Below are 13,982 nucleotides of genomic sequence, written 5' to 3' on the forward strand. Positions count from 1 at the left end.
CGGCCAAGCCGGCCGGTCGATCAGCCGGCCGGTTTCAGCCAACCCTCCCGCAGATTTGCCAGGCAATCTGCAAGACTGAAAATCGCCGGACTCACTGATCGCTTCGCCCCGGCGAAGCGGTGCGGCCGGTGGGCCGGGCATCTCTAGCCAGGATGAGAGGCGATCGGCTCGGACGAACCTTGGGGTATGCCCATCGCCAATCGCCTATGCCCTGACGAAAACCTGCTCCGGCAGAATGCTTCAATCTAACCAGGAAAGGCTCTAAGGCGGGCCGCTCAGGCGCCCGCGGCCTTGTTCTTCTCGTCACGCTCGAGCAGATAGATGTCCTCGGCGAGGTCCTCCATCTTCTTCGAAAGGGCGGCGTGTGCATCACGAAGACCCTGATTGTAATAGTGAGCGCCGATCTCCTCGGCGAAGAAATCGAGCAGGAACTCCGCCGGCAGCGCGCCGATCGGCTGGTCGAGTTCCGTCTCGAAATAGCGGCGGATGCGCGAGACGATCGCCGCTTTCGCTTCCTTGGTAAATTCGATCTTCTTCATGGGCACCTCTCCGCCGGTTGCGATCAGCACGTTGATGCTTCAGCGAAATCGATTGATCAATCAACGAAATTCAATTGCCGTTGCAGGTCGCAGACCATAAGGGAAAGCTGGATTTCCAACAGGATCACCCAGATGAATCGCGCCGACTTTGTTGAAGGTTTGCGGGGCGGCTCCGCCGTTGCGCTGGCGTCGGCGCCCTTCGGTGCGCTGTTCGGAGCGCTCGCGGTCGGAAACGGCATGTCGCTTTCCGAAGCCGCCTTCATGAGCGCCACCGTCTATGCCGGCGCCAGCCAGATGGTCGGCATCGAGCTCTTCGGCCACAATGTCGACGCCTGGCTGATCGTGCTGTCGGTCCTCGCCGTCAATTTTCGCCACGTGCTCTATTCGGCGGCGCTGGCGCGCTATATCGGCCATTTCACGCCGGTGCAGAAATTCTTCACCTTCTTTCTTCTCGTCGATCCGCAATTTGCCGAAGCGGTGAAGCGCAGCGAGGCCGGCAAACAGCTGACCTTCGCCTGGTATTTCGGCTTCGGCATCATCATCTACATTCCCTGGGTGCTGATCAGCGTCGCCGGCGGCATGCTCGGCGGCTTCATCGGCGATCCGAAGGCGATCGGCCTCGATATCCTGCTGCCGGCCTATTTCCTCGGCATCGTCCTCGGCTTCCGCAAGCGCGACAATTTCCTGCCCGTAGCACTCGTCAGCGCGGTGGCTTCCGTGCTCGCCTATCGCTATGTCGGTTCGCCCTGGCATGTAAGCCTCGGCGCTGCCGCCGGCATCGTGCTTGCCGCCCTGCTGCCATTGGCGCCGCAAGAGCCCGATCTCGAAGCGGACGCCCTTCAATCCGAAGTGCACGAGGTCTGAGCCATGGAATTCGATCTTCACATGGCGCTCGTCATCCTCGCCGCCGCTGCCGCCACCTTCGCCACCCGTATCGGTGGCTACATTCTCATTACCCGGATGAAGAGCATTCCGCCGCGTATGGAGGCGGCGCTGAATGCCGTCCCGGCGGCCGTGCTGACGACGCTGGTGGCTCCCGCCTTCTTCATCGGCGGCTGGGATTCGAAGCTGGCGCTGATCGTCGCCCTCTTCGTCGGCCTGCGCGTCTCCCACAGCTGGATGCTGGTCGCCGCCTGGGTCGTCGTGATGATCTGGCGCCACGCCGGCGTTTAGCACCGCCGGGATGGACCCTCCTAATATTCCAGCGGAAGCGTCGCGTTTTCAAGCCACGCCCTGACATCGTGATCGTGGATCAGCGGCATCAGCGCCTCGCGCGTGCGGCGGTGATAGTCGTTGAACCAGTGCAGTTCGTCATGGGTCAGAAGCTCGGGGATGACCAGGCTGCGGTCGATCGGGCAGAAGGTCAGCGTCTCGAAGCCGAGCATGGCCATATCGCCGCCCTCGATCTCCTCGGCCCCGCGCACATAGATCAGGTTCTCGATGCGGATGCCGAAGCTGCCCGGCCGGTAATAACCGGGCTCATTCGAAAGGATCATGCCGGGCAGCAGTTCCTGCGTCGAAAGCCTGGAGATGCGCTGCGGCCCTTCATGCACAGAGAGATAGGAGCCGACGCCATGGCCCGTACCATGGGCGAAATCGGCCCCCGCCCGCCACAGCGCGATGCGCGCAAGCGGATCGAGATCGCAGCCGCGCGTACCCTTCGGGAAACGCGCCGTGCTGATCTGGATCATGCCCTTCAGCACCAGCGTGAAGAAGCGGCGATGCTCCTCCGAAACCGCGCCTATGCCGACGGTGCGGGTGATGTCGGTTGTGCCGTTGATATATTGCGCGCCGGAATCGATCAGGAAGAGTTCGCCGGCCCCAATCATTCGATTGGTCTCGGTCGTCACGCGGTAATGCATGATCGCCGCATGTTCGCCCGCACCCGAAATCGTATCGAAGGAAATGTCCTTCAGCGGGTTCTGCATGCTTTGGCCGACGCGGGCACGTGCCGCTTCGAGCCGCTCTGCGGCTGCGATCTCGCTCACCGTGCCGGGTTTTTCTTGCGACAGCCAATAAAGGAATTCCACCATCGCAGCGCCGTCCTGCAGATGCGCGGCAGCCGAGCCGTTGATTTCGACGTCGTTCTTCACCGCGCGCGGCAGCTTGGCGGGGTCGATACCCTCCACTGCCTCTCCGCCCGCCTTGCGAATGACCTCGGCGAGCGCATAGGAAGCGATATCGGGATCGATCAGCACACGGCCGCCATCCCTGGAAACAGCGGCGAGCCGCTCTTCCAGAGCCGAAGGCGGCAGCTGGGTGCAGATCTGCCCGAGATAGGCCTCCGGTTCGATGCCGGTCTTGCGCTTGTCGAGAAAAAGTTCGGCCCCCCCGTCGGCATGGATGATGGCCCGCGCCAGCGGATGCGGCGTGTGCGGCACGTCGGCGCCGCGGATGTTGAAGATCCAGGCGACCGACGACGGATCAGCGATCAGCACCGCCGCGAGTTCCTTCTTCTTAAGATTGGCGGCGATCGTGGCGATCTTGTCGCTCGCCAGCACGCCGGCCTGGGCGACATTCTGGATGGTCACGGCGCCGAGCGGCTCGGCCGGCCGGTCGTTCCATAGCCTGTCGAGCGGATTGTGCGGCAGGAAGACGAGGCTGCCGCCGATCTCCGAAAGCGCCCTTTCCAGACGGCGCACTTCGGCGCCTGCATGCAGCCAGGGATCGATGCCAAGCCGCAGACCCTTGCCGCCGTTTGCGGCAAGCCAGACATGCGGCGGCTCGTTGACGAGATCGCCGCCCGAAAACGTCGAACCGTCGACCTGTTCGGCAAGCTGCGTCACATAGCGACCGTCGACGAAGACGATCGCCTGGGTGCGCAGGATCAGCGCAACACCCGCCGAACCGGTGAAGCCGGTCAGCCATGCCAAGCGCTCGGAGCAGGCGGGAACATATTCACCGTTGAATTCGTCGGCGCGCGGCACGAGGAAGGCGTCGATGCCGAGCGAATCGAAAGTGGCGCGCAACGCCGAAACCCGATCCTTGCCGAAGTGCGGCGTGGAGGTAACCTCGAAAGACTGGAACATGCTGGAAACCCGAATGATTGAAACGAATCCGGTTAATGGGATGCCGGCCATGTTAGCGAAATTTCAATCGATGGGGAGAAAAAGCGTCGAAACGAGTCGAAGTCGCTGCAGGCGCCCAATATTTTGACAGAACTGTGACGCCAAAGTTAATTTGGCACGCTTTATGCATTGGCCGCATGGCTCCCATGAGCAAAACCCTCTGCCTCCGCATTTCAGAATAGCTATATAGGCGCCATCGAACGGTTCGGACGAACCAGCAAACAAAGGATTTTTGAAATGACCGCCTCTCTCTCGCGCTTCGCATACAGCAGCCCGGTGCAGGCTGGCGAACGCCAGACCGTGCGTCACGTGATCGGCGGCCGCCGCCCGCAGAGCGAAGACAGCCTCAAGCTGCTCGGCGCCGGCCAGCGCGTCACGCGCCACCAGGGCGCCCCCAGCTACGCGTTCTAAGCCTGAAAGCCCGTCCGTCTCCTCCCTCCCGGACCGGCCTATTGGAATGCAGTAGAGCCCGCTCGAGCGCTCCTCCTTCGAGCTCGCGGGCATTGGCCGGATAAACCGGTCCAAGGCGGTGCCACCGGCACCGCCTTTTTTGTTTTCGTCGGTAGGGTAGGAACCGCCCCCTGCAACGGGAATGGAGCTATTCCACCGGGCCACCGTGTTCAAATTGGCCAGAGATCGTATTCTTTGGTGTAGCTGGCGGACGGGCCTGACATGAGCGTCTGCACTTTCCCCCGGACGCGCCATCGGACAGGCACTCACCTGGCAATTCCGGCGACTCAAGACCGATCCAAATGGATCGTCACCCAGCCGTTCCGCCAGATGGTCCTGACATGCCGGAGTCTCGCACCGCTATAGGCGGCGATCACCTTCCATCGCTGCGCGGCCAGAATCCCCGAAAGAATCACCGACCCGCCGGGCGCAAGGTGGGCGGCGAGCTGCGGCGCCATCCGGATCAGCGGCCGGGCAAGGATGTTGGCGATGATGAGATCAAAGGGACCATGCTCGGAAAAAGCAGTCGAATGAAAGCCTGGTGCGGTTCTGGTCACGATGCCCGAGGCAATGCCGTTACGGCGGACGTTGTCGGCGGCGACCCGCGTGGCGATCGGGTCGATGTCGGTGGCGAGCACAGGTATGTTCTTGAGCTTGCGCACGGCGATCGCCAGCACGCCGCTGCCGGTACCGAGGTCGAGCGCGTTGCGGACGGGGCGCGACCGGACTACACGATCGATCACCTCAAGGCACCCGGCCGTCGTGCCGTGATGGCCGGTGCCGAAAGCCTGGCCGGCATCGATCTCGATGGCGATGTCGCCGGGACGGACCTTGTCGCGGTCATGCGAGCCGTGCACCAGAAAGCGCCCTGCCCTGACGGGCTTCAGCCCCTCCAGCGACTTCACCACCCAATCGACGTCGGGAATGACCTCCCGCAGCAGCTCAGCATCAGGAAAGGGGCTTTTCAGCGCCGTCTCGACACGGGAGCGCACCTGCGCCTCGTCCTCTGCCATCATGTAGACGGAGGCTTCCCAGATATCCCTCTTCTCATCGACCTCGGTGGTGCCGATGGCAAAATCTTCTTCGCCGAAGACCTCGCTTAGAAGGTCGAGAATCTGTTCGGCCTTGCTCTCGGTCGTCGATACGTAAAGGCGGATTTCACTCACGATAGGCGGTCTTTCCCGTTTCCGTTGCCCGCCACCGGTCGGGCCAGCGCCCTATCAACCCTTGCGGACGAGATTCTCCAGCTTCTTTACCGCCGTGTCCGGGTTTTCGCCATAGGCGATCGTTCCGGAAAACCGCCCGGCCGAATCGAGCAGGAAGACCGAGGCTGTATGATCCATCGTATAGTCCCCGTTCGGATCCTTCTCGTCGACCGGTACTTTTTTGGCGTAGACACGGAATCCTTTGATCACCTCGGCGATCTTATCGGGCGGGCCTGAGATGCCGGTGATGCGTTTTGAAACATTGGAGACGTATTCGTTCATGATCTCGGGCGTGTCGCGCTCCGGATCGACGGTCACGAAATAGGCCTGCAGCTTGTCACCCTTGGGATCGACCTTCTCCATCCAGCCGTTCAACTCGAACAGCGTCGTCGGGCAAACTTCCGGGCAATGGGTGAAGCCGAAGAACAGCGCCGTCGGTTTGCCGCGCAACGCCTCTTCCGTGATCGGTCGGCCGCTCTGGGAGACCAGTGTGAACGGCACGCCGAAGGGCGGTTCCGCCACGACCTGGGACTTCATGGGATAGAATTTGACCGCGCCGAGAACGCCGGCAAGTATCAGAACACCGACCCAGACGGCGATGCGGAATGTCTTCATTGGCGTGATCCTCGATCCAGGCAGATATGGCCGCCCCTGCCGGCGTGATTATAGTCTCGGCCGAAGGGGCGCAATTCAAGAATATGTTTTTTGACCTGTGATTAATTGTCTCGAAGGCAGAGGCCGTTCGTTACGGGAAGTCAATCGAACTGGAACTGGCATCCATCAAAAAGCGGCGCAGTTTGAACGACTTGCCGCCAAATTGAACAGACAATTTCAACAGAAACATCATTAGGAAAGGCTTAAATCGTCGTCTCTATATTTAGCACTGCGTACGGCCCATTGAGCCGTTTTGACATGAAGTCTGCCGAGTGGCGAAAACCCGGACGTCCGCATGAGGATAGGAAAAACATAAACCCGAGCGGTTTGTGAAGGGGTCATTTCATGACGAATTCAGCAGTGCGCAAGAGCCTATCGGTCAGCCAGAGGCTCTGGACGCTCGGTGGTGCGGCTTTCATCGGTTTCGGAACGATGCTCGGCGTCGGCTGGTACGAAAACATGCGGGTCGAAGCGGCCCTGCACCGCGCCGGCGAGATCCAGCAAAACGTCAATCATCTCGGCGACATGCGGCTTGCGAACCTGACGATGGTTTTGGCCGCCATGGACATCATCGTCGACAAGGATAGCAAGGTCGTCGAGCCTGAACGCATCAAACTGATCGGTGATTCACTCGCTGCCCTTTCCGGCGGCTCAAAGGAAATGCGCCTTCTTGCCAGAGAAATGCACGACGAGGCACTGTTGAAGAGCTATGACGCCGACGTTGCCGCAATCGGCAAGGCAATACAGGTCGATCTGATCGCGCTGGTCCAACAGGGAGCTCCCGATGCGGAATTCGACAAGATCGACGACGCGATCGACGGCGCCGGCGAGGATCTGACCGCAACGCTCGACAAGCTCGCCGCTGACGGCACCGTCTTCGCCAGGCAGCATGTCGAGCTCGCCAATGCCGTATCGCGGGAGGCCCTCATTCTGCAGGTCGGCCTCGGTATCTTGGCTATCCTCACCATGGGCGTCCTGCAATATGTCCACGGCGGCTCGATCCGCCGCGGCATCGGTGCCGTTCGGGAAAGCATGCAGCGCATCATGAGCGGCGATTTTGCCAGCGAGGTTCCGGAAAAGACCCGCGGCGACGAAATCGGCGAAATGGCTCGCGCCGCTGACGGCTTCCGCCTCGCCGCCATCGAAAAGCGTGACCTCGAAGCCCAGACCCAGACCGACCGGAAGCGCAGCGATGCCGAGCACCGCGCCCGCGAAGCCGCCAAGCTTGCCGACGCAGAGGCCCTGAACGCCGCCGTCGCCGCTCTCGGCGCCGGCCTCACCCGTCTGTCGGGCGGCGACGTCACCGTTACGATCGACCAGCCGTTCCGCGAAGAGCTGGAGCGTCTGCGCCTGGACTTCAACCAGACGACGGCGACGCTGCGCAAGGCGATGGGCGATATTGCCCTCAACAGCAGCTCGATCGAAGCCAACAGTCGTCAGATGCGCGCCGCAGCCGACGATCTCGCCAAGCGCACCGAGCAGCAGGCCGCTTCGCTCGAAGAAACCTCGGCCGCCCTCGACCAGATCACCGCCACTGTCCGCAATGCGACCAACCGCGCCGAGGAAGTCGGCCACATGGTTTCGCATACCCGTGAGAATACCGCGAAATCGGACATCGTCGTCGGCGATGCGATGGCCGCGATGGAACGGATAGAAGGTGCCTCCCGCGAAATCGGCAAGATCATCAACGTCATCGACGAAATCGCTTTCCAGACGAACCTCCTGGCGCTCAACGCCGGCGTCGAGGCGGCGCGTGCCGGCGAGGCCGGCAAAGGCTTCGCCGTCGTTGCCCAGGAAGTGCGCGAACTCGCCGGCCGTGCCGCGGGTGCGGCCAAGGATATCAAGGCTTTGATCGGAAAATCCGGCGAGGAAGTGAAGATCGGCGGCGAACTGGTGACGGCCGCCGGTGAAGCGCTTCGCCAGATCGGCGAAGATGTTCTGCGCATCGACGAACACGTTAAATCAATCGTAACCTCTGCGCGCGAACAATCGGTCGGATTGAACGAAATCAATACATCGATCAGTCAGATGGATCAGGTCACGCAGAAGAACGCGGCCATGGTGGAAGAGACGAACGCCGCAAGCCACACGCTCGCTATCGACGCGGAAAACCTGACGCAGCTGATCAAGCAGTTCAAGACCGGCGAGGGCATGACGGCCCGGCAAACGCCGCGAGAAGCAACCGCCGCCTCGCATTCGAGACCTTCTCCCGCACGCAGCCTGATTGGCAAGGTCGCGGGCGCCTTCAACGGCGGCTCTGCCGCCAAAGTCATCGCCTCTCCCGCCGGGGACAACTGGGAAGAATTCTGACCATGAACAACAACGCCATCAAGCAGTCAGGCGCCTATCTCGAAATCGTTTCGTTCCATCTGGGTGATCAGGAATTCTGCATCGACATCATGGCCATCCGCGAAATCCGCGGCTGGGCGCCGGTGACGCCGATGCCGCATACTCCGCCGTACGTGCTGGGCCTCATCAACCTGCGCGGCGCGGTGATCCCAGTCATCGACATGGCCTGCCGCCTCGGCATGAAGATGACCGAGCCTTCCGAGCGCTCGGCGATCATCGTCACCGATATCGCCGGCAAGCTGGTCGGTCTGCTGGTCGAGCAGGTTTCCGACATGATGACCATCAAGAGCGAAGACCTGCAGCCGCCGCCGGAAATCATCCCGGAAGCCCAGCGCGCCTTCTGCCGCGGCATCGTCGCACTCGAGAAGACCATGGTCTGCTTCCTCAACCTCGATACCGTGATTGCGGACGAGCTGAATCAGGCGGCTTGAAATTTCTTCACACTGACGTTGGAAGGCCCGGTTCGTCCGGGCCTTTTTCGTTGAAAAGGCCGGTTACCGCCAATCTGTGTGAGCGGCACAGGACACTTTCTCCTCTCTCATCTCTGTCCTCGGGCTTCGACCCGAGGGATGTCACAGAGATACAGCCACCGCGCGTCCGCGCGGTGTATGACTCACTTGCAGCAGATAAAAGGGTCTCTTGCGCCCAAGGACTTGGGCGCGCTGGATTCCTGTGACGGGCACAGGAATGAGGGCGAGGAGGAGGCAACGACCTGCCCAAAATCGAATCTGCCCTCGCCCTATTGCGGCTTCCCATTCTTCCAGGTCACGTTCTGCCCATAGAGCGGAACCGTCGAAATCGACATCTTCGCCGAGCCATCCGTCAGCTCCCTGGAATGGGCGAGATAGATTAGCGTGTCGTTCGCCTTGTCGTAGATGCGGTTGACGACCAGCGTCTTCCAGATCAGCGACATGCCTTGGCGGAACACTTCGCTGCCGTCTTTGGACAGGTCGATATTGCCGACCTCGATCGGTCCGGTCTGCCGGCAGGCGATGGAATTGTTGGACGGATCTTCGAACCAGTTGCCTTTCTTGAACCTGTCGATCAGGCTGCGGTCGAAATAGGTGACATGGCAGGTGACACCCTTCACCTCGGGATCGGAGACTGCCTCGACGATGATGTCGTTGCCGATCCAGTCGACCCCGACCTTGCCGACGACTTCAGCCGGAGCGGCGCCCGCCGAGACTGCTAGGAAAGACAGGGTGGCGAGGAAAAGATTACGCGGCTTGGACATGGCTGCTCCCTGGGAGCGCCGCGCGTCCGACGGACGTGCCAAAAGCGCTCCATCGCTTGATTTGCCGCATTCTAGATAAGTGCGCACCCATGCTTTGCAAGAAAGGCTCAGGCCTTTCGGCAGGTGCAGGGGGCATAGCCGCGCGCCGTCAGCCGCCCCGGCGTCATGCCGATCAGGGCCGGGATCGCCTCGACGGCTTTCGCCTTGACCGCCTTCGCCATCTCGATCGCCGCCGCTGCGCAGACCGCGGCATCCTCGGCGGCGTTGTGATGCATGAAGCGCAGGCCGAGATGCTCGGCGATCAGGTTCAGCCGGTGCGATAGAAAGTGCGGCCAGATCCGCTGCGCCATCTTCAGGCTGCAGAGATAGGTCAATTCGGGATAGGATTGCCGGTAGGGATCAAGGCTTGCCCGCCAGACGCTGAAATCGAAAGCCGCATTATGCGCAATCATCGTCGCGCCCCTGAAATCGTCATGGAACTCGTCCATCACCTCCGGAAACTCCGGCGCATCCTCGACATCTTCCGGCCGGATACCGTGGATCGCGATATTCATCCCGGAAAAACGCATATCGCGCGGCCGGATCAGCCGCTCCTCGACGCGTGTCACCCTGCCCTCCTCGATCCAGGCAAGGCCAACGGAACAGGCGCTGCCGCGCTGCTCGTTCGCCGTCTCGAAGTCAATTGCGATCGTCTTCAATGCCGCATCCGAATCGTTTCACCAACCGCAGGAATAGCGCTCGGCTTGCGGCGGTGCAAATTGCCCACGCGCGTCGGTTGACATTTCACGACAGATATCCAAAATTGCTACCCATGATCGGTTCCGTGACCATGGCAGCGCTTATCCATCACACCACGACCCTTGAAGGGTATGCGGGAGCAATGGCGCGTTAACGGCGACCCGATCATCCCGAAACCCTGCCGAGGCGAGCAGGGTTTTCGGAAACCGGCTCTCCTCCTGAAACCAACGGAGAGCACCCAATGTCCGAAAATGATGAGAATGAGCCCCGCGACCGAGCGCGCCTGCCGGATGGCGTCGTCGTGCGCGCCGTCCGCCTTTCCGACGCGGAAGAAATGACCGATCTCATGAATTTGCCGGGCTACCGGGCCGGCACGCTGAGGCCGCCATACCAAACGATCGAAGAGGTTCGCAAGCGCATGGAAAACCCCTCGCCGGGCGCGCTCAATCTCGTCGTCACGCTGAACGGCAAGATCGTCGGCAATTGCGGCCTCAACCGCCTCGGCGGCCGCCGGCAGCACGTCGCCAGCGTCGGCATGGGCGTGCATGACGATTTCACCGGCCGCGGTTTCGGACGCATCCTGCTCGGCGCCATGGTCGAGGCCGCCGACGACTGGCTTGACGTCAAGCGACTGGAACTGACCGTCTATACCGACAACGACGCCGCCATCGGCCTCTATGAGAAATTCGGCTTCGAGCGGGAAGGCCTGCTGAGGGCCTTCGGCTTTCGATCGGGAGCGTATGTCGACGCCTATACCATGGCGCGGTTGAGACCTTGAGCGAACCAGGCTGACGGCTCGCCGTCAGCCTCTCACCCGCTGATCAGCGCCAGCCACTCGTCCTCATCCATGGTCTGCACGCCGAGTTCGCGCGCCTTGTCGAGCTTGGAGCCGGCGCCGGGACCGGCGACGACGATGTCGGTCTTCTTCGAGACCGATCCCGCCACCTTGGCGCCAAGGCTTTCCGCCCTCGCTTTCGCCTCGTCACGCGTGAATTTTTCCAGCGAACCGGTAAAGACCACGGTCTTGCCGGCGACCGGGCTTCCTGCCGTCACCGGCTGTTCAGCCTCCTGCGGCGTCACTTCGTCGAGCAGGCGGCCAATCACCTCGACATTGCGCGGCTCCTTGTAGAATTCGACCATGGCGCGCGCCACGACCTCGCCGATGCCCTCGATGGCGTTGAGGTCGTTCCAGGCATCGCCGGACAGCGGTGCAGCCTCCTGCATCGCTGTCGCAAAGGCTTCGTAAGTGCCGTAGGAGCGCGCCAGCAGCTTCGCCGTGGTCTCGCCGACATGACGGATGCCGAGCGCATAAATGAAGCGGTGAAGCGCGATGCTGCGCCGTTCGTTGATCGCGGCATAGAGCTTGCCAACACTGACCCTGCCGAAGCCGTCGATATTCTCCAGCTTGGTCAGCGATTGCTGCTGGCGCTTCTCCAGCGTGAAGATCTCGGGCGCCGTGCGGATCTGCAGCGACGCGTCCTCGTGTTCGAAGAAGAAGTCGATCTGCTTCGAACCGAGCCCTTCGATATCGAAGGCGTTGCGCGAGACGAAGTGCTTCAGATGCTCGGTCGCCTGCGCCCGGCAGATGAAGCCGCCGGTGCAGCGGCGCACCGAATCCATCTTGCCGGTCTTCTCGTTGACCTCGCGCACGGCATGCGAACCGCAGACCGGGCAGGTCTTCGGAAATTCGTATGAGCGGGCGTCGGCGGCGCGTTTTTCCATCACCACGTCGAGGATCTGCGGAATGACGTCGCCGGCACGCTGGACGATCACAGTATCGCCCTCGCGGATATCGTGCTCCTCCGGCCGGATGCGCTCACCGCTATTGCCGATGCCCTTGATGTAATCCTCGTTGTGCAGCGTCGCATTGGTGACGACGACGCCGCCGACCGTGATCGGCTTCAAGCGCGCCACCGGCGTCAGCGCGCCGGTGCGGCCGACCTGGATCTCGATCTTCTCGACCTCGGTGAAGGCCTGCTCCGCCGGAAACTTGTGGGCCGTCGCCCAGCGCGGCGAACGCGAGCGGAAGCCGAGGCGCTGCTGCAGTTCGAGGCTGTCGACCTTATAGACGACGCCGTCGATGTCGTAGTCGAGATCCGGCCGCTCGAGGCCGATCTCGTCATAATGGGCCAGAATGTCGGCGACCGAATTCAGCCGCTTCATCAGGGGATTTACGGGAAAGCCCCAGTCCTTGAAGGTCTGCACCATGCCGAACTGGGTGTCGGCGGGCATCTCCGCCATCTCGCCCCAGGCATAGGCAAAAAACTTCAGCTTGCGGCTGGCCGTCACCTTGGCGTCGAGCTGGCGCAGCGATCCGGCGGCCGTATTGCGCGGATTGACGTAGGTCTGCCTGCCCTCCGCCTCCATCTGCCGGTTGAGGGCAAGGAAGTCGCTCTTGGCCATATAAACCTCGCCGCGGATCTCCACCACGGCGGGAACGCCCTTCGGCAGCTCATTCGGAATCTCCGCGATGGTGCGGATATTGGCAGTGACGTTCTCCCCGGTCGTACCGTCGCCGCGCGTAGCGGCTGTTACCAGCCTGCCGTTCTCGTAACGAATCGACATCGACAGACCGTCGATCTTAGGCTCCGCCGTAAAGGCGATCGACTGGTCCGGCAGGCGGCCGAGGAAGCGATAGACGCCGGCGACGAAATCCTGCACGTCCTCCTGTGAAAACGTGTTGTCGAGCGACAGCATCGGCCGCGCATGAATGACCGGCGAGAAGGTGACGGAAGGAGCGGCTCCGACATGCCGCGACGGGCTGTCCTCGCGGATCAGCTCGGGAAACCGCGCCTCCAGCGCATCGTTGCGGCGCTTCAGCGCGTCGTAATCGGCATCCGATATCTCCGGCCGGTCCTCGCCGTGATAGAGCGCATCGTGATGCGCGATTTCCTTTGCCAGCCGCTCAAGCTCGGCGGCAGCCTCTTCGATCGTCAACGCATCGACGGCGGAACCTTCGGTGGACATGCAACCTCACTCCAGGGAATCTGGCCAGAATATCTGCATTGTTTTTAGAGCAAAATTTCCGGATGAAAAGAGAGGCCGGATATGCTGCATGCCGGGTCGCCCGCTATCGGATAGAGCCGCCCACCTCTCGCCCTCATCCCTGTGCTCGTCACACCCGGCGGATCGCCAAGCGCCGCCTTCAGCACCGGCATGAAACACTACAGCTCGCCGACTTGCCGGCCTATTTCCAGTCTCGCGCATTGCGCAACCGAACGCCGCTGACGTGCAAGCCGGTGTTCCAGAGGTCCCTCAACGGCCGAAGGTTATCGACCACCCGGAGATCCACCTTGCGTGGCGCAAACTCCTGGTCGAGCTGCGACATGGCGGTCCGCTTGACGGGAACGACGCGTCTGCTGGACACCCACATGCCCGCCTCGAGCCTTTCCAGCCAATGACGCTCGACGAAGGCAACCGCGCGCCAATCACCGAGCCAGCGCCGCCGTTCGGCCCCCGGCGTATCCGGCGTCCCCCACATTAGGATACGCGGACAGTCTCGCGGAAAGAGGTACATAAAGTCATGATCGCCATCGATCGCCCAGACGCGCGGGGCATTCAGCCATTCCCGGCCAACCAGGCGAACCGAGGGAATGAGAACAGGGCGCGGCTCGAACACCGCGATATCCGGATCATCGCTGAAATGAAAAAGGCGCATGGCAAACGGATCGCGTCGGATCGGAAAGATGCGCATAGCGCGAAGCGCGGTGCTTGTCACCCTAGAGCCTTAAATCGGGTTAGGCGA

At 61.8% G+C, this 13,982-nt stretch carries 14 protein-coding genes; 6 read left to right on the forward strand and 8 right to left on the reverse strand.

The annotated features are described in order from the left end of the window. Window positions 1-275 precede the first annotated feature (275 nt). Window positions 276-539 (reverse strand): DUF2164 domain-containing protein, encoded by a 264-nt coding sequence (locus A7X77_RS09620; protein ID WP_064682700.1) that lies wholly within the window; start codon window positions 537-539, stop codon window positions 276-278. A 132-nt stretch (window positions 540-671) separates the two neighbouring features. On the opposite strand from A7X77_RS09620, the gene A7X77_RS09625 reads away from it, so the two are divergent. Both A7X77_RS09625 and A7X77_RS09630 read left to right on the forward strand, forming a co-directional pair. Next, window positions 672-1,403: an AzlC family ABC transporter permease gene (locus A7X77_RS09625; RefSeq protein ID WP_064682701.1), complete on the forward strand. Its 732-nt coding sequence runs from the start codon at window positions 672-674 to the stop codon at window positions 1,401-1,403. A 3-nt stretch (window positions 1,404-1,406) separates the two neighbouring features. Next, window positions 1,407-1,712, forward strand: coding sequence for an AzlD family protein (locus tag A7X77_RS09630; RefSeq protein WP_064682702.1), 306 nt, complete (start codon window positions 1,407-1,409; stop codon window positions 1,710-1,712). A gap of 20 nt (window positions 1,713-1,732) precedes the next feature. Here the strand turns inward: A7X77_RS09630 and A7X77_RS09635 are convergent, their stop codons facing one another. After that, complete coding sequence (locus tag A7X77_RS09635) at window positions 1,733-3,568, reverse strand: aminopeptidase P family protein (protein WP_064682762.1); 1,836 nt, start codon at window positions 3,566-3,568, stop codon at window positions 1,733-1,735. A 276-nt stretch (window positions 3,569-3,844) separates the two neighbouring features. Between A7X77_RS09635 and A7X77_RS33440 the strand changes: the two genes are divergently transcribed. Next, on the forward strand, window positions 3,845-4,018 hold the full coding sequence (locus tag A7X77_RS33440; protein WP_197486816.1) for a hypothetical protein: 174 nt from the start codon (window positions 3,845-3,847) through the stop codon (window positions 4,016-4,018). Window positions 4,019-4,344: 326 nt separating this feature from the next. Here the strand turns inward: A7X77_RS33440 and A7X77_RS09640 are convergent, their stop codons facing one another. Both A7X77_RS09640 and A7X77_RS09645 read right to left on the reverse strand, forming a co-directional pair. Continuing rightward, window positions 4,345-5,223, reverse strand: a complete 879-nt coding sequence (locus A7X77_RS09640; RefSeq protein WP_064682703.1) for a 50S ribosomal protein L11 methyltransferase — start codon at window positions 5,221-5,223, stop codon at window positions 4,345-4,347. A gap of 54 nt (window positions 5,224-5,277) precedes the next feature. Further along, a complete protein-coding gene (locus A7X77_RS09645; RefSeq protein ID WP_064682704.1) occupies window positions 5,278-5,877 on the reverse strand; it encodes an SCO family protein in 600 nt (199 codons plus the stop codon). A gap of 384 nt (window positions 5,878-6,261) precedes the next feature. Between A7X77_RS09645 and A7X77_RS09650 the strand changes: the two genes are divergently transcribed. Both A7X77_RS09650 and A7X77_RS09655 read left to right on the forward strand, forming a co-directional pair. Continuing rightward, entirely contained in the window at window positions 6,262-8,226 is a 1,965-nt protein-coding gene (locus tag A7X77_RS09650; RefSeq protein WP_064682705.1) for a methyl-accepting chemotaxis protein, read from the forward strand. 2 nt (window positions 8,227-8,228) lie between these two features. Continuing rightward, window positions 8,229-8,696 carry a chemotaxis protein CheW gene (locus A7X77_RS09655; protein WP_004668786.1) on the forward strand — a complete coding sequence of 156 codons (468 nt, stop codon included), beginning with the start codon at window positions 8,229-8,231 and terminating at the stop codon, window positions 8,694-8,696. A gap of 308 nt (window positions 8,697-9,004) precedes the next feature. On the opposite strand, the gene A7X77_RS09660 is transcribed toward A7X77_RS09655, so the two are convergent. Together A7X77_RS09660 and A7X77_RS09665 are read right to left on the reverse strand one after the other, a co-directional pair. Beyond that, window positions 9,005-9,499, reverse strand: a complete 495-nt coding sequence (locus tag A7X77_RS09660; RefSeq protein WP_064682706.1) for a CreA family protein — start codon at window positions 9,497-9,499, stop codon at window positions 9,005-9,007. Between the two features lie 107 nt (window positions 9,500-9,606). Further along, entirely contained in the window at window positions 9,607-10,197 is a 591-nt protein-coding gene (locus tag A7X77_RS09665; protein WP_064682707.1) for a 3'-5' exonuclease, read from the reverse strand. A gap of 281 nt (window positions 10,198-10,478) precedes the next feature. On the opposite strand from A7X77_RS09665, the gene A7X77_RS09670 reads away from it, so the two are divergent. Continuing rightward, window positions 10,479-11,015 (forward strand): GNAT family N-acetyltransferase, encoded by a 537-nt coding sequence (locus A7X77_RS09670; RefSeq protein WP_064682708.1) that lies wholly within the window; start codon window positions 10,479-10,481, stop codon window positions 11,013-11,015. 32 nt (window positions 11,016-11,047) lie between these two features. Here A7X77_RS09670 and ligA read toward each other — a convergent pair whose 3' ends face one another. Then, window positions 11,048-13,204, reverse strand: coding sequence for an NAD-dependent DNA ligase LigA (gene ligA / locus A7X77_RS09675; protein ID WP_064682709.1), 2,157 nt, complete (start codon window positions 13,202-13,204; stop codon window positions 11,048-11,050). 220 nt (window positions 13,205-13,424) lie between these two features. Beyond that, on the reverse strand, window positions 13,425-13,895 hold the full coding sequence (locus tag A7X77_RS09680) for a DUF6886 family protein (RefSeq protein ID WP_064682763.1): 471 nt from the start codon (window positions 13,893-13,895) through the stop codon (window positions 13,425-13,427). Window positions 13,896-13,982 lie beyond the last annotated feature (87 nt).

The organism is Rhizobium bangladeshense, from assembly GCF_001662075.1.
GTDB classification, from domain to species: Bacteria; Pseudomonadota; Alphaproteobacteria; order Rhizobiales; family Rhizobiaceae; genus Rhizobium; species Rhizobium bangladeshense_B.